Annotated in this window: 17 protein-coding genes; 6 read left to right on the forward strand and 11 right to left on the reverse strand. The window is 68.2% G+C overall.

Annotated elements, in window-relative coordinates:
* Nucleotides 1-168: 168 nt before the first annotated feature.
* The 3 genes from F5544_RS40475 to F5544_RS40485 all read right to left on the reverse strand — a co-directional run bounded on the left by F5544_RS40475 (nucleotide 169) and on the right by F5544_RS40485 (nucleotide 5885).
* Nucleotides 169-1692, reverse strand: a complete 1524-nt coding sequence (locus tag F5544_RS40475) for a cell division protein PerM (RefSeq protein ID WP_167478028.1) — start codon at nucleotides 1690-1692, stop codon at nucleotides 169-171.
* Nucleotides 1693-1745: 53 nt separating this feature from the next.
* Complete coding sequence (locus tag F5544_RS40480) at nucleotides 1746-2747, reverse strand: DUF5336 domain-containing protein (protein ID WP_167478029.1); 1002 nt, start codon at nucleotides 2745-2747, stop codon at nucleotides 1746-1748.
* Nucleotides 2748-2951: 204 nt separating this feature from the next.
* Entirely contained in the window at nucleotides 2952-5885 is a 2934-nt protein-coding gene (locus tag F5544_RS40485; protein WP_167478030.1) for a BTAD domain-containing putative transcriptional regulator, read from the reverse strand.
* An 86-nt stretch (nucleotides 5886-5971) separates the two neighbouring features.
* Between F5544_RS40485 and F5544_RS40490 the strand changes: the two genes are divergently transcribed.
* Complete coding sequence (locus tag F5544_RS40490; RefSeq protein ID WP_167478031.1) at nucleotides 5972-6922, forward strand: undecaprenyl-diphosphate phosphatase; 951 nt, start codon at nucleotides 5972-5974, stop codon at nucleotides 6920-6922.
* A gap of 202 nt (nucleotides 6923-7124) precedes the next feature.
* Here the strand turns inward: F5544_RS40490 and sucD are convergent, their stop codons facing one another.
* Both sucD and sucC read right to left on the reverse strand, forming a co-directional pair.
* On the reverse strand, nucleotides 7125-8039 hold the full coding sequence (gene sucD, locus F5544_RS40495) for a succinate--CoA ligase subunit alpha (protein ID WP_167478032.1): 915 nt from the start codon (nucleotides 8037-8039) through the stop codon (nucleotides 7125-7127).
* 11 nt (nucleotides 8040-8050) lie between these two features.
* Nucleotides 8051-9217, reverse strand: coding sequence for an ADP-forming succinate--CoA ligase subunit beta (sucC, locus tag F5544_RS40500; RefSeq protein ID WP_167478033.1), 1167 nt, complete (start codon nucleotides 9215-9217; stop codon nucleotides 8051-8053).
* Nucleotides 9218-9743: 526 nt separating this feature from the next.
* Between sucC and F5544_RS40505 the strand changes: the two genes are divergently transcribed.
* The 3 genes from F5544_RS40505 (at nucleotide 9744) to F5544_RS40515 (ending at nucleotide 13452) form a co-directional block, all read left to right on the forward strand.
* Nucleotides 9744-10736, forward strand: coding sequence for a M23 family metallopeptidase (locus F5544_RS40505; RefSeq protein ID WP_167478034.1), 993 nt, complete (start codon nucleotides 9744-9746; stop codon nucleotides 10734-10736).
* 142 nt (nucleotides 10737-10878) lie between these two features.
* Nucleotides 10879-12006 carry a M23 family metallopeptidase gene (locus tag F5544_RS40510; protein ID WP_167478035.1) on the forward strand — a complete coding sequence of 376 codons (1128 nt, stop codon included), beginning with the start codon at nucleotides 10879-10881 and terminating at the stop codon, nucleotides 12004-12006.
* 66 nt (nucleotides 12007-12072) lie between these two features.
* Nucleotides 12073-13452, forward strand: a complete 1380-nt coding sequence (locus F5544_RS40515) for a DUF1731 domain-containing protein (RefSeq protein ID WP_167478036.1) — start codon at nucleotides 12073-12075, stop codon at nucleotides 13450-13452.
* A gap of 365 nt (nucleotides 13453-13817) precedes the next feature.
* Here the strand turns inward: F5544_RS40515 and F5544_RS40520 are convergent, their stop codons facing one another.
* Both F5544_RS40520 and pcrA read right to left on the reverse strand, forming a co-directional pair.
* Nucleotides 13818-14243: a hypothetical protein gene (locus tag F5544_RS40520; protein ID WP_167478037.1), complete on the reverse strand. Its 426-nt coding sequence runs from the start codon at nucleotides 14241-14243 to the stop codon at nucleotides 13818-13820.
* 176 nt (nucleotides 14244-14419) lie between these two features.
* On the reverse strand, nucleotides 14420-16909 hold the full coding sequence (gene pcrA / locus F5544_RS40525) for a DNA helicase PcrA (RefSeq protein ID WP_167478038.1): 2490 nt from the start codon (nucleotides 16907-16909) through the stop codon (nucleotides 14420-14422).
* 369 nt (nucleotides 16910-17278) lie between these two features.
* Here pcrA and F5544_RS40530 point away from each other — a divergent pair, with 369 nt between their 5' ends.
* A complete protein-coding gene (locus F5544_RS40530) occupies nucleotides 17279-17572 on the forward strand; it encodes a chorismate mutase (protein WP_167478039.1) in 294 nt (97 codons plus the stop codon).
* A gap of 84 nt (nucleotides 17573-17656) precedes the next feature.
* Here F5544_RS40530 and F5544_RS40535 read toward each other — a convergent pair whose 3' ends face one another.
* Nucleotides 17657-19111, reverse strand: coding sequence for an NAD-dependent succinate-semialdehyde dehydrogenase (locus F5544_RS40535; protein WP_174867495.1), 1455 nt, complete (start codon nucleotides 19109-19111; stop codon nucleotides 17657-17659).
* Nucleotides 19112-19331: 220 nt separating this feature from the next.
* On the opposite strand from F5544_RS40535, the gene pgi reads away from it, so the two are divergent.
* Nucleotides 19332-20975 (forward strand): glucose-6-phosphate isomerase, encoded by a 1644-nt coding sequence (pgi, locus tag F5544_RS40540; RefSeq protein ID WP_167478040.1) that lies wholly within the window; start codon nucleotides 19332-19334, stop codon nucleotides 20973-20975.
* On the opposite strand, the gene F5544_RS40545 is transcribed toward pgi, so the two are convergent.
* The 3 genes from F5544_RS40545 to F5544_RS40555 all read right to left on the reverse strand — a co-directional run bounded on the left by F5544_RS40545 (nucleotide 20966) and on the right by F5544_RS40555 (nucleotide 23154).
* A complete protein-coding gene (locus tag F5544_RS40545; protein ID WP_238846920.1) occupies nucleotides 20966-21679 on the reverse strand; it encodes a nucleoside/nucleotide kinase family protein in 714 nt (237 codons plus the stop codon). The genes pgi and F5544_RS40545 overlap by 10 nt on opposite strands.
* A gap of 136 nt (nucleotides 21680-21815) precedes the next feature.
* Complete coding sequence (locus F5544_RS40550) at nucleotides 21816-22010, reverse strand: hypothetical protein (RefSeq protein WP_167478041.1); 195 nt, start codon at nucleotides 22008-22010, stop codon at nucleotides 21816-21818.
* Nucleotides 22011-22236: 226 nt separating this feature from the next.
* On the reverse strand, nucleotides 22237-23154 hold the full coding sequence (locus F5544_RS40555) for a LysR family transcriptional regulator (protein ID WP_167478042.1): 918 nt from the start codon (nucleotides 23152-23154) through the stop codon (nucleotides 22237-22239).
* Between the last annotated feature and the right edge of the window lie 32 nt (nucleotides 23155-23186).

Consider the following 23186-nt stretch of genomic DNA (forward strand, 5'->3'; position numbering starts at 1 on the left):
GGCCAGGCCCTGTGTCGAAGCCCGGCCGGATGCATCCGTGGTCCAGCTCGTCGCCTGGCAAGGCGGAGGAGGAGCCGATACCGGGGTTGTATCGGCGACGACGACAACGCGGCCAGGCGGCGAGCTGGGCCGCGGAGGCGCCGGATGGGACTTCGACACAGGGCCGGGCTAGGCCTTGTGGTCGCCGCTCGGCAGATCGCTCTCGACCACCTCGGCGTCGACGATGTCGTGTGCGTCATCGGCGGATTTAGTTGCGCCGATGGCCGTTTGCTCCTCGACGAGTTCGCCGTCCACCTCTACGTGCAGGTCGGGGCCGTCGTAGTCGGTGTAGCGCTCGTCGTCGTAGTACGGGTCGTCGTCGTAGTCGTCTTCGGGGTAGTCGCGATCGTCGTCGTAGTCGTCGCGTTCGTAATCGTCGTCGTAGTCGTCGTCCGCGTATTCGTACGAGTCGGCAACGTACGGCGATTCGACCGGCACCACGAACCAGCGGGCGAACAGCAATCCGAGATATCCCGGCACGGCGAGCAGTGCGAAGGTGAGCATCACGAAAAGCGGCAGTTCGACACCGATATGACCGAAGTTGCCGAGTTCGCCGCCCGCGATCGCGGCGAGCACGGTCAGCAGCAGCGCGGCCAGTGCCGCGGAGGTCAGCGTCGCCCAGGGCGCGGTGGCCCGGTCCTGCGAGGTGCGTCCGCAATCCAGGCCGCCGAGCACGCCGACCGCGACCGGCGCCACCAGCAGCACCACCCACCAGCCCGCGGCCGGCCCCTCCGGCACCGCGGCCAGCACCGGCACCGCCGGAATCGGCCCGCCGACGACGTCGAACAGTCCCACCGATGCCGCACCGAACTGCGCACCGGCACCGACCAACACCCCCGTGGCCAGCAGCACCACATTCGGCAGGTAAGCGAGCGAGAGCACGCTCAACCCGATCACCCCGGCGGCATTGCCCGCGCCGCGATAGGTCTCGCCGATGCGCGACCAGTGCACGAGAAAGGAGAGCACGGTGATCGCGGTGGCGCAGGCCAGCAGCCGCGCCGCGGTGCGGCCCGCAGCGAATATCGCGGCGATCACCCACTCCGGCGGGCGCACCAGCGCGATCAACTCCGGCTTGCTGCGGCCGGCGATACCGGCGGCCGCAGCGACGAGATGCAGTCCGGCGACCCAGCCGAACGCCACGAGGGTGTGCGGCGGTTGCAGCGCGATGACCCCGGACGCGTCCTCGGCGACGGCCAGACAGACCGCGGTGATCAGCAGCGGCCCGCCGAGCGCCGCCCCGACGATCCAGCCCAGATCCGCCCGGGAGGCCCCCGGCTCGACCGCCGCCGCGCATTCCCTGGCCACCAGCCAGAGCAACAGCGCCGTCGCGAACAACGGCAGCAGGCCCAGCGTCGTCTTCCCGATAACAAGCGGAACCTGATGTGCGGCAAGCCAACTCGCGGCGATCGCACCGGAGACGCCCGCCATGCCGCCACCCGAGGTGAGCAGCGTGACGAGCACCAGCACCGTGATGACGATCAACGCGTAGGCCGCGGGCCGCGCCGCGACCAGCAGCAGCACCTTGGCCCGCTCCGGGGTCAGCGACAGAAACCCGGCCTCGTCGGCCTCGGCGCCGCGACCACCACGCCCCGGGTCAGGATCCCGGTGCGGCTCGGCGGCGCGGCGCACGAGCGAATTTCTGGGGGAGCTCATGACAATTCAGCGTGGCAGCTCCCCCGGCAGGCAGCGGGAGGCGCGCCGTTCTACTACTTGTTCTCGTCGGACGGCCGGAAGGTGTGCGTGGGGTCCGAGGACGGATCCGACGTCTTCTCCGAGCCGAACGGCTGGTTCGGCTGACTGGTCTGGCCGGCGGGCTGCGCCGAACTCTGTTGGCCCTGACCGAAATTCAGCGAACCGTATGGCTGCTGCTGGCCCGGCTGGGCGGCGCCGAAGTGCTGGGTGGCCGCCGCCTCCTGCTGACCGGTCTGCGATCCGCCGTACGGCGAAGGCTGTTGCGGCGCACCGTAACCCGCGGGCTGCTGGCCGTAGCCGGCGGGCTGGCCCTGGTACTGCTGGGTGGGCGGGGCGGCGTAACCCGCCTGCGCCTGCTGGCCCTGTCCGTACTGGGAGCCGTATCCGGATTGGCCGTACGACTGCTGCCCGTAGGGCGACTGACCCTGTTGGTAGGACTGCTGCCCGAAGCCCTGCTGACCGTACGGCTGACCGTAACCGCCCTGGCCGTATCCGGCGGGCTTGGGCGCGGGCGCGGCCAGCACCCCGGATTCGAACAGCACGACGGCCACCGCCAGCGCGGCCTGCACGAACAGCAGGAACAGCACGACGTAGGCGCCCCACTCCAGCTTGACGTTGTCGCCCAGCTTGAAGGACTGGAACAGCAGACCGACGAACGCGGCGACGGACAGCGCCGCGGCCGCGCCCGCCCACTGCTGCTTGGGCAGCATCGAGAGCCCGGCGAGCACACCCGCCGCGAGCGCGACCGTCAGCAGCGGGGAACCGAATCCGATACCGCCGTCGAACAGGCTGACCGTCTTACTGGTGCGGACGACGGAGCTCGTCGCGTAGGGCAGGAAGCCGAGCAGGAAGTTGATCACACCGAGCGCAAGGACGCCGATCGTCAGGAAGAACGGCAAACCCTTACCGGCCGCGCTCGAACCGGCACTGGTACCACCCTGCTGAGCGAAGCTGGGCGGTGTTGCGGGCGTCGGCGCGGGTGCGTTGTACCCGGAGCCCCCGGTCGGGTATGACATGTCGTCGTCTCCTAGGTCGAAGTTCGTACATGGTCTTCACGGCGTGGATCTCTTCCTGACGCTACTGCACTCGTCGACTCAGGTCACCCTCGACCGACCGGCCGTTCCGCCACGGAAATGGCCGATGACCCGGCCACAACCGCTGAGCTGGCGAAGTTATCCACAAGTCGGCGATATTCCCGCGGGCGATATCCACAGGGCGCTTCACCTGTCCCTGGTCAACCGATCCACGTAGCGGCGCCAGCCGAATCCGGTCGTCGCGCACTCGGTCCGCAATTGCGCGGCCAGCTCGTCCGCCGCCGCGACCGCGCCACGGGCACGCAGCAGCGTGACGCGCACCGTGTGCGCCGCGAGCAGCGGAATCCCCTTGGCCTCGGCGACGAATTCGGTGAGCAGCCGCTGCGCCTCGTCCAGTTCGCCCTTCGCGATCAGCACGTCGGCGAGTTCCACCCGCGCCATCCCGGACGCGTCCCCCTCGTGCGCGTACGCGGCGCGACAATACGATTCGGCCGCGTCGAGCTGCCCTTCCGCGGCTGCGACACCCGCCCTGATCAGATCGTTGAGCGGCAGGATCTGCCGGTCGTCGAGTCGGCGCGCGTAGTAGTCGGACCGTTCGAGGACGGACAGCGCCGTCGCGAACTCACCCAGTTCGAGCAGCGCCCGCGCTTCATTGCTGAACCCGCGGGAAAGCCCGTGCTCGTTGTCATACGCTTTGTCAACCTCGATAGACCGGCGATAGGCGGCGAGTGCGGCAGCGGCGTCGCCGGAGTAGAGCAGCGCACTGCCCAGCGCATCGGCGAACGATGAGGCCTGAGTTTCCCGGTCCGCCAAGCGTTCACCGAGCCGGAGATGGTCGATTCCGGAGCGCAGGGCGGCCCGTTCGATATCGATGATGCCCTGGTAGTAGCGCACGGTCTGGGCCAGTTCCAGATCATCCAGCGGTTCGGCGAGTACGGCCGCGCGCGCAAGTTGTTCGGCCGCCGAGTCCAGGTCACCGGCCATCAGAAGGTGAAAACCGTAGTGGCACAGGCCCTGTGCCAGTTCCGCAGGCGCCAGATCGGGCACCTCGACCAGTGCGGCGAAATGCCTGCACGCCTCGGCGAACCGGGCGCGGGCCAGCCACGGCACATGCATGGCGAGCGCCAGCCGCAGACCTTCGGCCGCCCGCGGCGTACCCGGCGCATTCTCCAGCGCGGCAAGGATATTCGGCCATTCCGCGAATACCGCGGCCACCGCGTCGGCGGAGGTGGCGCCCGCGGTCGTTTCGGCCGTTTCGACCAGGTTCCGGCACCATTCGAGCTGGGACGCCCGCAGCCGCTCGATCTCACCGGCCTCGGCTAGCCGGGCGAGCGAATAGTCGCGGACGGTTTCCAGCAGCGCGAAACGCTTTGCACCGCCGTCGGATTGGACCGTTACGAGACTGCGGTTGACCAGATCCGCCAGCGCGGGCGCGATATCGCCGACATCCAGATCCGCGCCGGGCAGCACCGCCTCGGCCGCCTCCAGGGTGCAACCGCCCGCGAAGATGCCGAATCGGCGCAGGACCGTGCGCTCGCGGTCGGCGAGCAGTTCATAACTCCAGTCCAGCGCCACCCGCAGACTGGTGTGCCGCCCGCCGCCCGCGTCCCGTGCGCCGCCGACCAGCAGCCGCACCCGATCATCGATGCGCTTGGCCACCTGGGAAATCGTCATGGCTCTGGTGAGACCGGCGGCGAGTTCGATGCCGAGCGGCAGCCAGTCGACGGCCGCGCAGATGTGCACCACATCGTCGCGTTCGGCCGCGGTGAGCAGGCCGCGCACCCCGGCGCGCTCGGCGAACAGCTCGACCGCGACCCCGCGCTCCAGCGGTCCGAGCGGGTACACCGTCTCGCCCGGTATCGGCAAGGACGACTGCGAGGTCAGCAGGATGCTCGAACCCGTTGCGGCGCCGACTATTCCGGTCGCGGCATCGATGACGTGCTCGACATTGTCCAGCACCAGCAGCGGCGGCGCATGCGCGGCGGTGACCTTCGGCGATCCGGCACCGAGCGCCGCCGCGATCGCGGCCAAAGGGTCGGCCGGATCCACGGAATCGTCGAGCAGACCGCCGGATTCGAGTGCGGCGAGCACGGCGGGCGCGACATCCTGCGGCTTGGCCAGCGGCGCCAACTCGACGAACACCACCGAACGCCCGGAAGCCGCGGCGGCACGGGCCAATTCGACGGCCAGCCGGGATTTGCCGCTGCCCGCGACACCGGTCACCGTCGTCGGCCCCACCTTCGCGAGACGTGTTGTCAGCGTGGCGATTTCCCGGCTCCGCCCGAGGAACACGGTATCGGGAGCACCCAGCGCCGGCTCCGATACCTGCCCGGATTCCGTTGTGGCCGAGTTACTTTCACCGCCCGAAATGATGGTCCGCGGTGGGTGCAGCGCCGGATCGTGGTCCAGGATGCGCGCCTCCAGCGCGGCGGTATCCGGCGACGGATCGACGCCGAGTTCGTCCGCGAGCGCGCGGCGCAACCTGGCCAGCCGATCCAGCGCATCCCCTTGCCGCCCAGTGCGATACAGCGCCAGCGCCAGCAGCACGGACAGCTGTTCGTGCAGCGGATGCCTGGTCACCAACCCGCTCAACTCGGCGAGCACCTCACCGGCCGCGCCGAGCTCCAGATCGGCCGTCAAACCGGCGACCGTCAGCTGCAGCCGCCAATCGTCAAGGCGCTCACCCTCGGCCATCGCGAAGGGAATCGCCCGCAGATCGGCCAGCGCGTCACCGCGCCAGTTGGCCACCGATTCGCGCGCGGCCGCACGCACCGCGGCCAGATCCCCACCGCGGCGGGCGGCGTGCATTCGCTGCGCCGCCGACTCCGCCGCCCGCAGATCCGTGACCACCGCCGCCGTTCGATAACCCGCGGGCGTCCGCGCGACGACGTCCGCGTGCGGGCCGAGCGTCGAGCGCAGGCGGGAAACCACAACGCGCAGCCGCTGCACCGGCCGCTCGATCTCGGCGCCCCACAGATCCTCGGCCAAGCGCGCGTCCGGCACCGGAACCCCGTCCGCCAGCGCCAGCCGCACCAGCACTGCCCGCTCCAGCGGTCGATCAATGGCGACGGCCCGACCCTCGGCCCACACCTGCACCGGACCCAGTCCCAGCACGTCCACGCTCACAGCATCGCACGCGGAAACGGCGGCGCGGTTGCCTCGACCCGCCGCGCACGCGGCACGCGCTCATGCGAGGCTTTGTCACGATGCTGACCTACTTCCAAGCCGTCGTGATCGGCGCACTGCAAGGCGTAACCGAACTCTTTCCCATCTCCAGCCTTGGGCATTCGGTGCTGGTGCCCGCCTGGATCGGCGGGTCGTGGAGCGATCTGGTGACCCAGGGCGACTCCGACAAGGGCACCCCGTACCTGGCGTTCGTGGTCGGCCTGCACGTGGCCACCGCGCTCGCGCTGCTCGGCTTCTACTGGCGCGACTGGGTCGACATCATCGTCGGCTTCGTCACCACGCTCCGCACCCGCCGCATCGAAACGTCCAGTCAGCGCCTGGCCTGGCTGGTGATCCTGGCGACGGTCCCGGTCGGCGTGCTCGGGCTCGCGCTGGAACATCCGCTGCGCACCCTTTTCGCGAAACCCCTTGCGGCGAGCATCTTTCTGACGCTCAACGGTTTCGTGCTCATCGCGGGTGAGGTGCTGCGCAGGCGCAGCCAGCCGACGCTGGCCGAATACGGCCGAGCCTTCGCCGAGGCCGAGGCGCGGGCCCAGTCCGCCCGGGGTCTGCCCGCGGGCCCCGAGCAGGAAAGCGAGGCCAGGCTGGCAAGGCTCACGGTGAAGGACGCGCTCGGCATCGGTTTCGCCCAGACGGGCGCGCTGTTCGCGGGTATCAGCCGTTCCGGCATGACCATGGTCGGCGGTCTGCTGCGCGGACTCGACCACGAGGATTCGGCCAAATTCGCCTTCCTGCTGGCCACCCCGGTCATTCTGGCGGCGGGCGTGCTCAAGCTGCCGACGCTGGCCGGACCACAGGGTGACGGCATCCTCGGCCAGGTGCTGGTCGGGTCGATCGTCGCCGGCGTGGCCGCCTGGCTCGCGGTGAAATTCCTCGAGCGCTACTTCAAATCCAACTCGCTGCTGCCCTTCGCGGCGTACTGCCTCATCGCCGGGCTCGCCTCGGTCGTCCGGTTCACCATCTTCAACTGAACCGGATCGGCCGCCGTCTCGTGTCCTCTTACGGAGACGAATGGACGCGACTGCGAATGGCTTGTCAGGACGCTCGGTTTCCGCCCCGGCTGAGATCCCCTGCCTCGGCCGGGGCCATTCTGCCCGAACCGAGCGTCCGCAATAACGAAGGCCGCCTCCCTAGCGAACCAGGAAGGCGGCCTTCGTCTTTCGCGCGAACGGATCAGGCGGTGATGGAGGCCTTCTCCAGGATCTCGCGGGCCAGCGCGGCGGTCTCGGACGGCGTCTTGCCGACCTTCACGCCGGCGGCCTCCAGCGCATCCTTCTTCGCCTGGGCGGTACCCGCCGAGCCGGACACGATGGCGCCCGCGTGGCCCATGGTCTTGCCCTCGGGGGCGGTGAAGCCCGCGACGTAGCCGACGACCGGCTTGGTGACGTTGGCCTTGATGTAGGCCGCGGCCCGCTCCTCGGCGTCGCCGCCGATCTCGCCGATCATCACGATCAGCTTGGTCTCCGGATCCTTCTCGAACGCCTCGATGGCGTCGATGTGGGTGGTGCCGATGACCGGGTCGCCGCCGATGCCGATGGCGGTGGAGAAGCCGAAATCACGCAGCTCGTACATCATCTGGTAGGTCAGGGTGCCCGACTTCGACACCAGGCCGACCGGGCCCTTGCCGGTGATGTTGGCCGGGGTGATGCCGACCAGCGACTCGCCGGGGGTGATGATGCCGGGGCAGTTCGGGCCGATGATGCGGGTCTTGTTGCCCTTCTCCACGTTGTAGGCCCACGCGTAGGCGGTGTCCTGCACCGGGATGCCCTCGGTGATGACCACGAGCAGCGGGATCTCCGCGTCGATGGCCTCGATGATGGCGTCCTTGGCGAACTTCGGCGGCACGAAGGCGATGGAGACGTCGGCGCCGGTCTCCTTGATGGCCTCGGCGACGCTGCCGAATACGGGCAGCTCGACCGCGGCGCCGTCCTTGTCGGTGTGCGACACGGTGGTGCCCGCCTTGCGCGCGTTGACACCGCCGACGACCTGGGTGCCCGCCTTCAGCATCAGGGCGGTGTGCTTGGTGCCCTCGCCACCGGTGATGCCCTGGACGATGACCTTAGAGTCCTTGTTGAGGAAGATAGACATTTCCGGATTCCTTACTTGGCCGCTGCCAGTTCGGCGGCCTTGTCGGCGCCTTCGTCCATTGTCTTCGCGAGGGTGACCAGCGGGTGCGCGGCGTCGGCGAGGATCTTGCGGCCCTCGTCGACCCGGTTGCCGTCGAGACGGACGACCAGCGGCTTGGTCGCGGAGTCACCGAGGATCTCCAGCGCCTTCACGATGCCGTTGGCGACCGCGTCACAGGCGGTGATACCACCGAACACATTGACGAACACGCTCTTGACCTGCGCGTCGCCCAGGATGACGTCCAGACCCGCGGCCATCACCTCGGCCGAGGCGCCGCCGCCGATGTCGAGGAAGTTGGCGGGCTTGACGCCGCCGTGGTTCTCACCGGCGTAGGCGACCACGTCCAGGGTGGACATGACCAGGCCCGCGCCGTTGCCGATGATGCCGACCTGACCGTCCAGCTTGACGTAGTTGAGGTCGTTCTCCTTGGCCTTGAGCTCTAGCGGATCGGTGGCGTCGATATCCGCGAAGGCCTCGTGCTCGGGGTGCCGGAAGGCGGCGTTCTCGTCGAGGGTGACCTTGCCGTCCAGCGCGAGGATCTCGTTGTCCGGGGTGCGGACCAGCGGGTTCACCTCGACCAGGGTGGCGTCTTCGGCGATGAACACCTCCCACAGCTTCTGGATGGTCACGGCCGCCGCGTCGAGCACGTCGGCGGGCAGATGGCCCTGCTCGGCGATCGAGCGGGCGAAGGCCAGATCGACGCCCTTGACGGCGTCGACCGGAACCTTGGCCAGCCGCTCCGGCTTGGTGGCGGCGACCTCTTCGATCTCCATACCGCCCTCGACCGAGCACATGGCCAGGTAGGTCCGGTTGGAGCGGTCGAGCAGGAAGGAGATGTAGTACTCCTCCGCGATGTCCTTCGCCTCGGCAACCAGGATCTTCTTGGTGATGTGACCCTTGATGTCCAGACCGATGATGTTCTGCGCGTGCGTGAACGCGTCCTCCGGGGTGGCCGCGTACTTGACGCCACCCGCCTTGCCGCGGCCACCGGCCTTCACCTGGGCCTTGATCATCACCGGCTTGCCGATTTCCGCGGCGATGGCGCGGGCGTCGTCGGCCGTATCCGTGACGCGGCCCTCGGACGAAGGCACTCCGTGCTTAACGAAGAGCTCCTTCGCCTGATATTCGAAGAGATCCATGTACTCACCGTCTCGTCTGCGTTGTGATGACAACGTCTTTGTTGGCGGCCCGACGTCGGAAGCGGGTCGGGTCGGACTCTAACCAGTCACATGGATGGCCCAACGGCCACGTACATCCTAAGTGGCGCAGGTCACGGGCAGATATGCGCGTCCGGAAAAGCGCTGGCCAACGCTACTGACGAGTAGGTTGCCCACGGCACGGCAGGTAGAGCCGCTCCGGCCGAGCACGCGCCCGCCTACTACATTCTGTCGTCGAATAGGCGCGTTCGAGTGCCCGACGAAACGTGGAGTATTCCGATCCGTTACGGTGATCAATCTCACATGTTTGGACAGAAGCCGCGCACCGCTTGCAGACCCTGCAATCGTTTCGTTACCGTTGTTGCGGTCGATGTCACAGCCAGGTCACGACTAGGAGGACGGCAAGCTTGATGCAGCATCCCGCTCCGCAGGCCAAGAGCCGTGCCCGTGATGACCGCATGACAATCGTCACCCCCCTTATCGCCGAATCGATCACGTGGCGACTCCGATGAACCATCGCGCGGCCGGTTCACAGACTTCATTACGCCCCTCCCCCTCGTGGTCCGCGAACCAGTCGTGGGAGTCGGACGACGAGCCCTGGCACGACACGTCGGATACCTGGGCCGACACCGGCGCGTGGGCCGACACCGGCGCGTGGTCGGTACCCGATTCCTGGGCCGCCGAGGACGCGTTGCCCGCCGAGGAGCCCGAACGTCCGCGCAAGTCCGCGCCCGTCGTCATCCCGGGCCGTCGTCCGGCGCGCCGCGGTGGTGCGCACCGGATGCCCGCCCCACCCGCCGCCCTGAAGGGACGTGCGGCAGTGGCCGCCGTCGCCGCGGGCGCCTTCGTCGCCGCGGGCCAGGCCGCGATGACCACAACCGGAGAACCGGCCGCCGCCGCGGCCGACTACCAGGCCGAGGGCCAGGTACACGAGATCGCCAACCAGTCGATGAGCGTCGACGATCCGTCCGCGAGCGCGATATCGCCGCAGGTACTCACCGTCGCATCGCCGACGAACCTGGACCAGTTCAACGACATCCTGCAGAAGGGCCAGAAGTACGCCCAGGACCTCGCCGCCAAGGAGGCGGCGAAGCTCAGGCCGCTCTTCACCCGGTTCGCGGAGGGCACCTTCACCTCGGGCTTCGGCGCCCGCTGGGGTGTGCAGCACCTCGGCGTCGACGTCGCGGCGCCGATCGGCACCCCGATCCGTGCCGTCGCCGACGGCACGGTGATCGAGGCGGGCCCCGCCGCGGGCTTCGGCATGTGGGTGCGGCTGCTGCACGACGACGGCACCGTCACCATCTACGGGCATGTCGACACCACAACGGTGTCGCAGGGGCAGCGCGTACTGGCGGGCGATCAGATCGCCACCGTCGGCAACCGCGGCTTCTCCACCGGCCCGCACTGTCATTTCGAGGTCTGGCTGCACGGCAGGGACAAGGTCGACCCGCTGCCGTGGCTGGCGACCAGAGGCATCAGCCTAGGACCTGAACGAGCTTGATACGCAAGGGATTTCCAGTAGATTACCGGCGGAGGACAACGTGGTCCGATGCCTCGAAGAACCACTAGCCACACGGGTGCCCGGACCGGAGGACGAACAGTTCCATGCACGTTGAGAAGTCCGAAGGCGCCCGGTTACGTCCATGAGCAGAGCACGCGCACGCCGTTCCGAAGGCAAAGCCATCCCGGTTCAAGATCTCATCAACAACCTTCAGCAGTCGTCCGGATACGACGGTGAATACGACCGCTTCGATGCGGACGATTTCGGTTGGTCGGCGAATGACTCCTGGTCACAAGCGGATTCATACGATGCCGAGTACGGCGACCGCGTCGAGCAGGACTATAGCGCCCCATTCGAGCCGAATTCGCCTGCCGCCCATCATGATTCGAACAATCAGGATTTCGGCTGGGAATCCGATCAATGGTGGGCGCCCCAGGGTGATTACCCGCCGCGCCCGGTCGAACCGGCCGCCGAACCCGCGGTCGCCACGCCGATCGTCCCGGCGCGCAAGACTCAGCAGCGCAAACCGCGCCGCGGTGGTGCGCACCGACTTCCCGCACCGCCCGCCGCGCTGAAGGGCCGCGCCGCGGTGGTCGCCGTCGCCGCGGGCGCGGTCGTCGCGGCCGGGCAGAACGCCTTCGCCAGCGTCGACAAACCGGCGGCCAATACCGTCGAATTCCAGGCCGTCGGCCAGGCGCAGGCACTGCCCGGCGCACCCGATCCGGCGGCCACGCCGGGGCAGAATCCGGAAGCGCCCCAGCTGCTTTCCAACCCGGGGCCCGCCAACGTCGCCCAGTTCAACGAGATGCTCGACCACGGCGCCGCCTTCGCCCAGGAGCTCGCGGCCCAGGCCGAGGCCCAGTGGCGTCCGCTATTCGTGAAGTTCACCTCCGGCACCTTCACCTCCGGCTACGGCGCCCGGTGGGGCGTCCTACATCCGGGTGTCGATGTCGCGGCCCCCATCGGCACCCCGATCGTCGCCGTCGAGGACGGCACCGTTATCGATGCGGGTCCGGCCGCAGGATTCGGCATGTGGGTGCGCGTGCTCGGTGACGACGGCACCGTTACGGTCTACGGTCACATCAATACGGCCACCGTATCGGTCGGCCAACATGTGACGGCGGGCGATCAGATCGCCACCGTCGGCAACCGCGGCGAATCCACCGGCCCCCATTGCCATTTCGAGGTCTGGCTCAACGGCACCAACCGCATCGACCCGCTCCCCTGGCTCGCCACCCGCGGCATCAGCCTCGGCCCCGAACGCGACTGAACCCTTCCGGATGTGGTGATCAAGGGCACGCTTCCCGGGGTCGGAACGGGGGGATAGCTTTTGGGTATGGCAAGTACAACGTCGTACACCCAATTCATCGCGTTGCCGCCGGAAGTTGTTTGGGGAGTGCTCGGGGATCCGCGGCGGTGGCCCGAATGGAATCCCGGCGTCGACTCGGTGCGGTTGCGCGGCCCGGTGGAGCCAGGCACCAAGGGTGACTATCTGCCTAGGGGGCGGATTACCGGAACGATGCACGGGCGGACCGCGCCGCCGTTCGTGCTCACCGCGGTGCGACCCGAGCGCGAGCTGACCATCGAACAGCCGGAACCCGTTGGGCGCATGCGGCTTTCGTGGACGCTGACACCGCGCGACGGCGGCACCGAACTCACCCAGCGGCTCACCTTCAGCGGGCCGTCCGCGCCCGCCATGCGCGGCATCGTCGCCAGGCTGCTGGAACACGACGCCCGAGTCTGCTTCGCCCGACTGGCCCTGCTGGCCGGAATCGAACCCGCCGCGGACGGGTTGACCGTCGTAATCGCCAGCGGCACCGGAGCATTGGGCAAACACGTGGCAGCGGATCTGACCTGTCGCGGGCTGCGGGTGAGAATCCTCACTCGACGTCCCGATCCCGCCCTGCCGTTCGAACAGATCCGGTGGGATGGCAGGACGGTCGGCGATTGGGTTGGCGCCCTACGAAATTCAGGGCCGACCGCACTGCTCAATCTGGCGGGCAAACTGGTCGACTGCCGACCCACCGAACGCAATATCGCCGAATTGCGCAGCAGCCGAGTGGATTCCACCCGCGCGCTGGTCGAGGCCGCGGCGACGCTCGACCGGCCGATCGAGTACTGGGTGCAGGCCAGCACCACCGCGATATGGTCGGATGCGGGCGAAATCCGGTGCACCGAAACAACTCCGCTTCCGATCGGGCTGCCGCAGATGACCGGCGTCGCGGAACCGTGGGAGCGGGCGTTCGACGATGCGGAGGCCGTACATCGAACCGTGTTGCGCACCTCGATCGTGCTCGACGCCCAAGCGCCCGCGCTGAAACGCCTGAGCCAGTTGACGAAAGCGGGTCTCGGCGGCCGGATCGGCAGCGGTACGCAGTGGTTCAGCTGGATTCACGTCGAGGACTGGCTCGCCATCGTCCGCGCCGCGCTCGGCCTCGATCCCCGAGTGTCGCTACCGGACGGAATCGTCGTCGCCGCAACCGATTTCCCGGTCCGCAACCACGAACTGATGACCGTGCTGCGCAGGCGCCTGCACCGGCCACCCGCCCCGCCGACACCGGAATCGGTGCTGAAGATCGGCGCGGTCTTCCTGCGCACCGACCCGGCACTCGGGCTGACCGGGCGGCACGCAACCTCCGAAGTCCTGCGGAAAGCCGGTTTCGCCTTCCAGTACCCGACACTGGACGAAGCACTGAGCGACCTCCTACCGCGCTGAACGCAGCCCAGTCGTCCAGTGCGCGTCGCCGCAGCTCCCGCGCACCAAATAGCTTCCCGCGCAAGCTATTGCATGCGCGGGAAGCTAAAGGCCACGGGTCGCCGTAGCAGAGACGTTGGGACACTGCTCATTCCGCTGGCGCGGTATCGGTAAGTGTGGCCAGTTGGAACCGTTCGAGCCGGGCGGGGTCTGCGACGAGTTGATCGGCCTCAGGCGGCCGTGCGCATCTGCTCAACGGCGAGCCCGTAATGCTCTGTTGTCCAGGCAATTTCGGCGTTGTCGACGAGGGGGTGGTGCACCCCAACCTCAATATCCGCCCAATTTCGGCCGCTGCTACGGCGACCCCGGCTACGCGGGAACAGGCCCTATGGAGCGGCGGCGATGGCGAGGCCGATGAGGGCGACGACCTTGGTCAGTTCCAGGCCGATGTACCAGTAGTGCGCGTGCGAGCGCGGCAATTCCTCTCCGGCGAGGACGCGATCGGAACGGCGGGTGAGCGGCGGGCGGACGACCAGGATTTGGGCGGCCAGGATCGCGGCGGCGATGACGAGCCAAATCCACACGGCCGCAACGGATCCGGCCACCGCGGCGGCCGCGAGCAGCAGCGCGGCGAGCACCGCCTCGACCGTGTTCAGTGCACGGAAGACCAGGCGCCCGATTCCGAGCCCGAGTGCCAGCGTGACGCCCGGCGCGCGGAACTTCAGCGGCGCCTCTAGGAAGGAGATGGCCAGCACCATGCCCAGCCAGAGCATCGGCAGGAACCAGAGGAGGTGTAGCGCCAATGTCTTCACCTCGGCGACCATACCGACGCATCGCGTGCCTCGTCAGAGGGCCAATGACCCTTCAGCGACAACAATCTGCCCTATCGAATGCGCCCAGTGGCCCGCCCATCAGCGACAGCCGCTCGCCGCACTTCGGCCGAGATCCACTCTCCGGCCCGGAACCCTCCCGACCGATCCGGACAGCCCTACAACTTCACCAACGTTCGGCTGTACTGCGGAATCAACCGGATCTTCCCGGCCGTACCGAAATCGATGGTCACCGTGGCCAGCGGACCGAAACCCTCGGCGGCGATCACTCGGCCGAGACCGTATTTGTCGTCGCTGACCCGATCGCCGACGGCGAGCACCAGATTCGTGTTGTTGCGGGTGACGCCGCCGGGCGCCGGGCGGCGCGGACCGCGGTCGCGCAGGCCGGGGCGCTGCTCGGACCAGCCGTCGCCGCGGGTCCAATCGCGTTCCAGGTCGTCGCCCTCGGAGCGCTTGCGGATGCCGCGGCCCCCGGGTGAGCCGGCCGGTTCGAGGCGTCGCCAGTCCATCAGGTGACCCGGAATCTCCTGGAGGAAGCGGGATTCCGGATTCGAGACGGGCTGCCCCCAGCCGGAGCGAATCACCGCGCGGGTCAGGTAGAGCCGCTGACGGGCGCGGGTGATGCCGACGTAGGCGAGGCGGCGTTCCTCCGCCAGCTCGGTGGGGTCGCCGAGCGCCCGCATATGCGGGAACTGGCCGTCCTCCCAACCGGTGACGAAGACGACCGGGAATTCCAGGCCTTTCGCGGTGTGCAGGGTCATCATCGTGACGACGCCGGCATCGTCATCGGGCAGCTGGTCGGAATCGGCCACCAGCGAAACCCGCTCCAGGAAGGCGGCGAGTGAGCCGGGATCCGGTTCGCCGTCGGCGGCCTCTGGCAGTAGGCCCTCGGCCCGCGCGGCCTCAGCGTTGTTATGCGCTTCGGAGCTGAATTCCCGTGCGACGCTGACCAATTCGTTCAGGTTGTCGAGCCGGGCACCGTCCTGCGGATCGTCGGAGCTCTCCAGTTCGGCGCGGTAGCCGGTGCGCTCCAGCACCGCCTCCACCACATTGCCGAGATCCGGATAGGCCGAATCCTCCTGCGCCCCAGCGGCCCTGATCTCGTCGAGCAGGTCGAGGAAGCCCGCGATGGCCCGCTGCGCCCTGGTGTTCAGCAGTGCGACCTTGCCGTCGGCCGCATCGCGCAGGGCCGCCGCGAAGCCGATGCCGCGCTGTTCGGCATGCACCGCGACACACGCCTCGGCTCGGTCGCCGATGCCGCGGCGCGGGGTGTTCAGGATGCGCCGCAGGCTCACCTGATCCTCCGGGTTATCGAGGACCCGCAGGTAGGCGACGATATCGCGCACCTCTTTGCGCTCGTAGAACCGCACGCCGCCGACGACCTTGTACGGCAGGCCCATCCGGATGAAGATCTCTTCCAGCGCGCGGGAGTTGTTGTTGGTGCGGTAGAACACCGCGACATCGCCGTAGTTGGCGTCGCCCTGGTCTACCAGGCGGTCGATTTCCCGCGCCACGAACGAGGCCTCGTCGTGTTCGTTGTCGGCGACGTAGCCGACGATCAGCTCACCCTCGCCGGAATCGGTCCAGAGCTTCTTGTCCCTGCGGTTCTCGTTGCGCGCGATGACCGCGTTCGCGGCCGAGAGGATGTGCTGGGTGGAGCGGTAATTCTGTTCCAGCAGAATGGTTTCCGCATCCGGGAAGTCGCGCTCGAACTCCTCGATATTGCGGATGGTCGCGCCGCGGAAGGCGTAGATGGACTGGTCGGCGTCGCCGACGACGCACAGTTCGCTCGGCTCCACCTCACCGCCCTCGGTGTGATGGCCGACCAATTCCCGCACCAGGACGTACTGGGCATGGTTGGTGTCCTGGTACTCGTCCACCAGCACGTGCCGGAAGCGGCGCCGGTAGTACTCGGCCACCTGGGGATGGTTTTGCAGCAGCGCGACCGTCTCGCCGATGAGGTCGTCGAAATCGAGGGCGTTGGCCGCGCGTAGCCGCCGCTGGTATTCGGTGTAGACGCGGGCCACCAGCGCGGGCAGTTCGGTGTCGTCGGATTCCGCGTCGGCGCTCGCCTGTTCCGGACCGATCAGTTCGTTCTTCAGATTGGAAATCGCGGTCGACAGCAATCGCGCGGAATATTTCTTGACATCGATGTCGAAATCGCGGCTGATCATGGTGAGCAACCGGCGGGAATCATCGGCGTCGTAGATGGAGAAATTGGAATTCAGCCCCGGCAACAACGCGGCTTGCATGCGCAGGATGCGCACACAGCTGGAGTGGAAGGTGGACACCCACATGTTGTTGGCGCGCGGGCCGACCAGCCCGATGACCCGCTCGCGCATCTCGGCGGCGGCCTTGTTGGTGAACGTGATCGCCAGCACCTGGCCGGGCGTCACCCCGCGCGCGGCGAGCAGGTAGGCGATGCGCCGGGTGAGCACCGCCGTCTTACCCGAACCCGCGCCCGCCACGATGAGCAGGGGCGCACCGGTGTGCACCACGGCCGCACGCTGCTGCGGATTGAGACCGTCGAGCAACCGCGCGGCCTCTTCGGCGCGGCGCTGTTCCCGCTCGGCGCGACGCTGCGCGATCTCCGCGGCGTATGCGTCGTCGGCCTGGGGTTGCGTCTTGGGAGCCACCGTGATGTCCATCGCCCATCCACGCTACCGGCGGGCACCGACAGAGATGAAGTCCCATCCGGCGGATTGCGGCGCGGCGAACGGAACGTGAACTGCCCCTGGTGGACCCGGCCTGGCACAATGCCGTTCTCAGCAGATTTCTAAATAGAAGTGTTTTGCTTGGCTACCGGCCCGTGGCAGACTGGCGACATGACAAGCGCTCCACATCGGCCTCGGAGGCGGCTATCCGCCGGATATCGAGTTTGCCAACCTTGTTCGTGAGCGCTAAACCTTTCTGGGGGAACCCACGACCCGCCAGGTCTTGTTTCACGGTGAAAGAACCGGTCGGTAACGCGTTCGGCTCGCCTGCCGATCCCTGTTCCGACACGAGGAGATGAATTGATGAGCACCCCTGCCACGACGACCGGGTCCGACTCGGCTCTGCCGCAGACCGAGGCCGAGATCGACAAGCTCCGCAAGGAGATCGATCGGCTCGACGCCGAGATCCTGGCCGCCATCAAGCGCCGCACCGAGGTCTCCCGGATCATCGGCCGCACCCGCATGGCCTCCGGCGGCCCGCGCCTGGTGCACAGCCGTGAGATGAAGGTGCTGGAGCGCTTCAGCGAGCTGGGCCAGGAGGGCCACACCCTCGCCATGCTGCTGCTCCGCCTCGGCCGCGGGCGCCTCGGCCACTGAACCAACGCGGCGTTCGCAAGGACATCCGCTGCCCAAAGGCCGCCCCGGGTGTATGCACCCCGGGGCGGTCGTTTCATGTCTCGGTCAGGTGAGCGCGATGTACTTGGTCGAGAGGTACTCCTCGATGCCCTCGGTACCACCCTCGCGGCCGAAGCCGGAGGCCTTGACGCCGCCGAACGGCGCGGCCGGATCGGAGATGACGCCCCGGTTCACACCCACCATGCCGGATTCCATCCCCTCGGCCACGCGCAGGGCGCGATCCAGGTCGCGGGTGTAAACGTAAGAGACCAAACCGAATTCGGTGTCGTTCGCGGCGGCCAGACCCTCCTCCTCGGTCGCGAAGCCCACGATCGGCGCCACCGGCCCGAACACCTCCTCGCGCAGAATGCGCGCCTGCGGCGGCACCTCGCTGAGCACGGTGGCCGGGTAGAACCAGCCGGGACCGCCGGGCGCCTTGCCGCCGAGCCGCAGCCGCGCACCCGCGGCCACCGCATCGTCGACCAGGTCGGTGACGGTATCGAGCTGCTGCTCGTTGATCAGCGGGCCGAGGGTGGTGTTCGGATCGATGCCCGGCCCGAGCGTCACCTGGCTCGACATGGCATCGACCAGTTTGGTGGTGAACTCCTCCAGCACACCGTGCTGGACGTGGAAGCGGTTCGCGGCGGTGCACGCCTCACCGCCGTTGCGCAACTTGGCCAGCAGTGCGCCCTGCACCGCCGCGTCGACATCGGCGTCGTCGAACACCACGAACGGCGCGTTGCCGCCGAGTTCCATGGACATCCGCAGCAATCCGTCGGCGGCCTGCGCCACCAGCTTCTTGCCGACCTCGGTCGATCCGGTGAAGGTGAGTTTGCGCAGTCGCGGATCGTTGAGCAGCGGCTGGGTGACCGCGCCGGACCGGCTGGTGGTGATCACCGAGAGCACGCCGTCCGGCAGCCCGGCCTCGTGGCACAGCTTGGCGAGCAGCAGCATGGTGAGCGGGGTTTCGCTCGCGGGTTTGACGATCATGGTGCAGCCCGCCGCCAGCGCCGGACCGATTTTCCGAGTGCCCATGGCCAGCGGGAAGTTCCACGGCGTAATGGCAAGGCACGGGCCGACCGGCTGCTTGTGCACCATGATCCGCCCGGTACCGGACGGGGCATGCAGGTAGCGGCCGTGGATGCGGGCCGCCTCCTCGCTGAACCAGCGGAAGAATTCGGCGCCGTAGCGCACCTCGTTGCGGCTCTCCGGCAGCGCCTTACCCATTTCCAGGGTCATCAGCAGCGCGAATTCCTCTGCGCGCGCGGTGATCTGCTCGAATACCGTGCGCAGAATCTCGGCCCGCTGCCTGGCCGGGGTCGCCGCCCACTCGGCCTGCACGGCGACCGCTGCGTCGAGGGCGCGAACGGCGTCCTCCGGGGTCGCGTCGGCAACTTCGGCCAGCACCTCCCCATTGGCCGGATTGCGCACCGCGAAGGTGCCTCCCCCGCTCGCGGCGACCGGACCGCCGATCCACAGCTGCGTCGGGACGGATTCGAGGACATCACGTTCGGAGACCATGTGGTTCAGCGTAGGCGAGTGCCTCGCACAGGAGCTCGGCCCGGCGCGGGCTGAGGACGGCTTCGCCGACAGCGCCCATTTGGCCGCGGCCGGGGATGCTACCCCGGTTCGCATACCAGCGGCACATCGGAAATCTCACCGCGCACATCCGCCGACGTCGGCGGCGCACCGAACCCGGTTCTCGTGCGCGCGCCCTGGGTGGTGAGTAATCTCGGCGGACGTGAGCAGCGACATCACCGCGACGGCGGCCTGGCGGAAACTGCACGACCATCACGCCGCCATCGCCGGTCGGCACCTGCGCGAATTCTTCGCCGAAGATCCGGAGCGCGGCCGGGAATTGACCGTCCAGGTCGGCGATCTGCATATCGACTATTCCAAACACCGCGTCACCAGGGAGACGCTCGGCCTGCTCGTCGCCCTGGCGGAAGAGGCGGGCGTCGAGCGGCGCCGGGACGCGATGTATCGGGGCGAGCACATCAACACCTCCGAGGATCGCGCGGTCGAGCACATCGCGCTGCGCCTGCCCGAGGGTGAATCGCTCGCGGTGGACGGGGCCGATGCGGGCGCGCAGGTGCACGAGGTGCTGCGCCGGATGGGCGAATTCACCGATGCGCTGCGCTCCGGCGCCTGGCGCGGTGCCACCGGGCAGCGCATCGCGACGGTGGTGAATATCGGGATCGGCGGTTCGGATCTGGGTCCGGTGATGGTGCATCAGGCGTTGCGGCACTACGCCGACGCCGGCATCGACGCACGGTTCGTCTCGAATGTCGACCCGGCCGATCTGGTGGCGAAGCTGTCCGGTCTGGATCCGGCGACAACGCTGTTCATCGTTGCCTCCAAAACCTTTTCGACGCTGGAGACGCTGACCAATGCCACCGCGGCCCGGCGCTGGCTGGTGGCCGCGCTCGGCGAGGACGCGGTGGCCAAGCATTTCGTCGCCGTATCGACGAATGCCGAGCGGGTGGCCGCGTTCGGCATCGACACCGCCAATATGTTCGGTTTCTGGGATTGGGTCGGCGGACGCTATTCGGTGGATTCCGCGATCGGCCTTTCGGTGATGGCGACCATCGGCAAGGAGCGCTTCGGCGAATTCCTGGCCGGAATGCACACCGTGGACCGGCATTTCGCGACCGCGCCGCTGGACGCGAACGCGCCGGTGCTGCTCGGACTGCTCGGCGTCTGGTATTCGAACTTCTTCGGCGCGGAATCCCGTGTGGTGCTGCCGTATTCGAACGATCTGGCCCGCTTCCCGGCCTATCTGCAGCAGCTGACGATGGAGTCGAACGGCAAATCGGTGCGCGCCGACGGCAGCCCCGTGACCACCTCCACCGGCGAAATCTTCTGGGGCGAACCCGGAACCAACGGCCAGCACGCGTTCTACCAACTGCTGCACCAGGGTACGCGGCTGATCCCGGCCGACTTCATCGGATTCGCCCGTCCCACAGACGATCTGCCGACCCGCGACGGCACCGGCAGCATGCACGACATCCTGATGAGCAACCTGTTCGCGCAGACCAAGGTGCTCGCGTTCGGTAAGACGGCCGAGGAGATCGCGGCGGAGGGCACCGATCCGAAGGTGGTGCCGCACAAGGTGATGCCGGGCAATCGGCCGAGCACCACCGTACTGGCGCCGGTGCTCACACCGTCGGTGGTCGGGCAGTTGATCGCGCTCTACGAGCACCAGGTGTTCGTCGAGGGGACCATCTGGGGCATCGATAGCTTCGACCAGTGGGGCGTCGAGCTGGGCAAGCAGCAGGCGCTCGCGCTGGCTCCGCTGCTGACCTCGGCGGAAGAGCCTGCGCCCCAAGATGATTCGTCCACCGACGCGCTCATCCGCTGGTACCGCGGCAACCGTCAGAACTGATCGGCCGCGATGGTGTAGTAGCGGCCGTCGCGCTCGCGCAGCACCAGGTCGGCGCGCACGCTGGTGGCCGCGACCAGGTCGGCGTTGCGCAGATCGCTCTCGTCGACCTTGGCCGCCGCGTCATCGGGGGTGCGGCCGCCGCGAATGTGCCGGTCCAGCAGGCGTTTCGCGAGCTGGTCGCGCGGAACGTCCAGGTACCAGCACTCGTCGAGCCGTTCGCGGACGGCCGACCATTCGGCATGGGACGGGTCGCCGGTGAGGGTCGCGTCGACCAGCAGGTAATTGCCCTCGGTGATGACGATGGTCTGCTTCTCGAACACCACACCGCCCGGCACCGTTTCCTCGATGGACCGGTCGAAGGTCGGCCACGGCACCGGCTCGCCGAGCGCGGTGTCGCGCAGCTTGCGCAGGCTCGCGACGTAGCCCACCGGGTCGAAGGTGTCCGGTTCCCCTTTGCGCGCAAGGCTTCCCGACGCGCGCAGCACCGAATTCGGCAGGTGGAAACCGTCCATCGGGGCGATCTCCGCGATGGGGCCGCCCGCATCGGCATTGAGCTCGTCGCGCAGCGCCAGCGACAGGGTGGACTTGCCCGCCCCCGGCGGTCCGGCGATGCCGAGCAGATAGCGTCCGGCGCGCGCGCCTGCCCGCGCTCGCACGCGCTTGGCAAGAACGCTCAACGGTACTTCGATGTGTGCCTCGGCCACTGGTGCGACTCTACCTGTGCGGGATCGGAATTCGTTCGATGCGCGGTCCGTTCACCGATTACATCGCGCTGCGGCCGCGGTGCGAAACAGGGTGTACCGATTGTCCGGAAATGTCCGACAATCGTCGACTGGGGAATCAGCGGCCGGACAGGCTCTCGAAGAATTCGCGAATGAAGCAGAGCGGGCAGATGGGGTCGAACGGTGGCGTCGGTTGGCCGCCGACGACCGGTGCCGACGGCTGGCCGTCCGGTGTCGCCGTGGCCAGTGCGGGCGGTAGGGCGAGCGTCAGGAAGATCGCGGCGGCCATCACTTTCGGTACAACGCGGTTCATGGCGCCTCCCTGACAATGACGTGCGCTCTGCACGGTACCAAAACCAGGTGGCCCGCACACGCCCCGGCGAACCGGGGACCTATTCCGGCGGTACCGATCAGATTCTCGATAAGCCGTTGTGCCGCAAGTGTATTCACAGAATTTCCGATGCGATGCCAGCATGCGACGCTCCGGCCGAGACGCGCCGTATCCCGCCGGGCGGGTCGGCGTACTGATCGCGATTCGGTCAGCGCAGGCGCTGGCGGACCAGTGCGGACAGGTGCGCCGCCGCGTCGCGCAATGCCTCGGTGAGGTCGCGGCGAACCCGGTCGTCGCGCAGTGTGGTGCGGTAGACGACCGCGGTGCGCCGGACGGCGTCGGGGTGGTCGATGCGGACCAGCGCGACCGTCGATGGCAGCACCGGGACGGCGATGCCGGGTACGACGGTGCTGCCCATACCCGCGGCGACCAGGCCGAGTTTGGCGAACCAGTCGCGGGCGACGAAGGCGATATCGGGCGGCTGGGCCGGGTCGTACCAGGCGCCGAGCAGGGTGCTGCCCGGGTCGGCGCTGCCCGCGATCCAACGTTGGTCGCGCAGCCGGTCCGGGGTTACGCCGAGTTGATCGGCGAGCGGATGGTCCGGCGCGACCGCGACGAGTAGCGGATCGTCGAGTAGATGTTCGACGACGACGCCGTCCGGTATTTCGGCGGGTGTCGGCACCACCGCCAGGTCGAGTCGGCCCGCAGCGACAGCGGTCAGCAGGCGCGGGCTCAGCCCCTCCCGCAGCGGCACCCGCGCCGCCGGATGGCGCGCGACCAGCGTGGCGATGGCCCTCGGCAGCAGAGCGGACATGGCGGTCGAGAAGCCGCCGACCCGGATCCGAACGGGCGCAAGGGATTCCAAGTCGCTGAGATCTTGGCGGGCGGTGTCGAGTTCGCCGAGTACGGCGTCGGCGTGCCGGACCAGGATTCGTCCCGCCTCGGTCGGCCGGACACCGCGCGCCTGCCGTTCGAACAGCGGCTTGCCCGCGGCCCGCTCCATCAGCGCGATCTGCCGCGAGACCGCCGACTGGGTGTAGCCGAGATGCTCGGCGGCGGTGGAGAAGGATCCGGTGGCCGCCGCCTCGCGGACCACCCGCAATCCGGCGATTGTGAACTCACCCATGCGAAATACAGATACCAGATATGCAAGATCTG

The sequence above is a fragment of the Nocardia arthritidis genome, assembly GCF_011801145.1.
GTDB classification, from domain to species: Bacteria; Actinomycetota; Actinomycetes; order Mycobacteriales; family Mycobacteriaceae; genus Nocardia; species Nocardia arthritidis_A.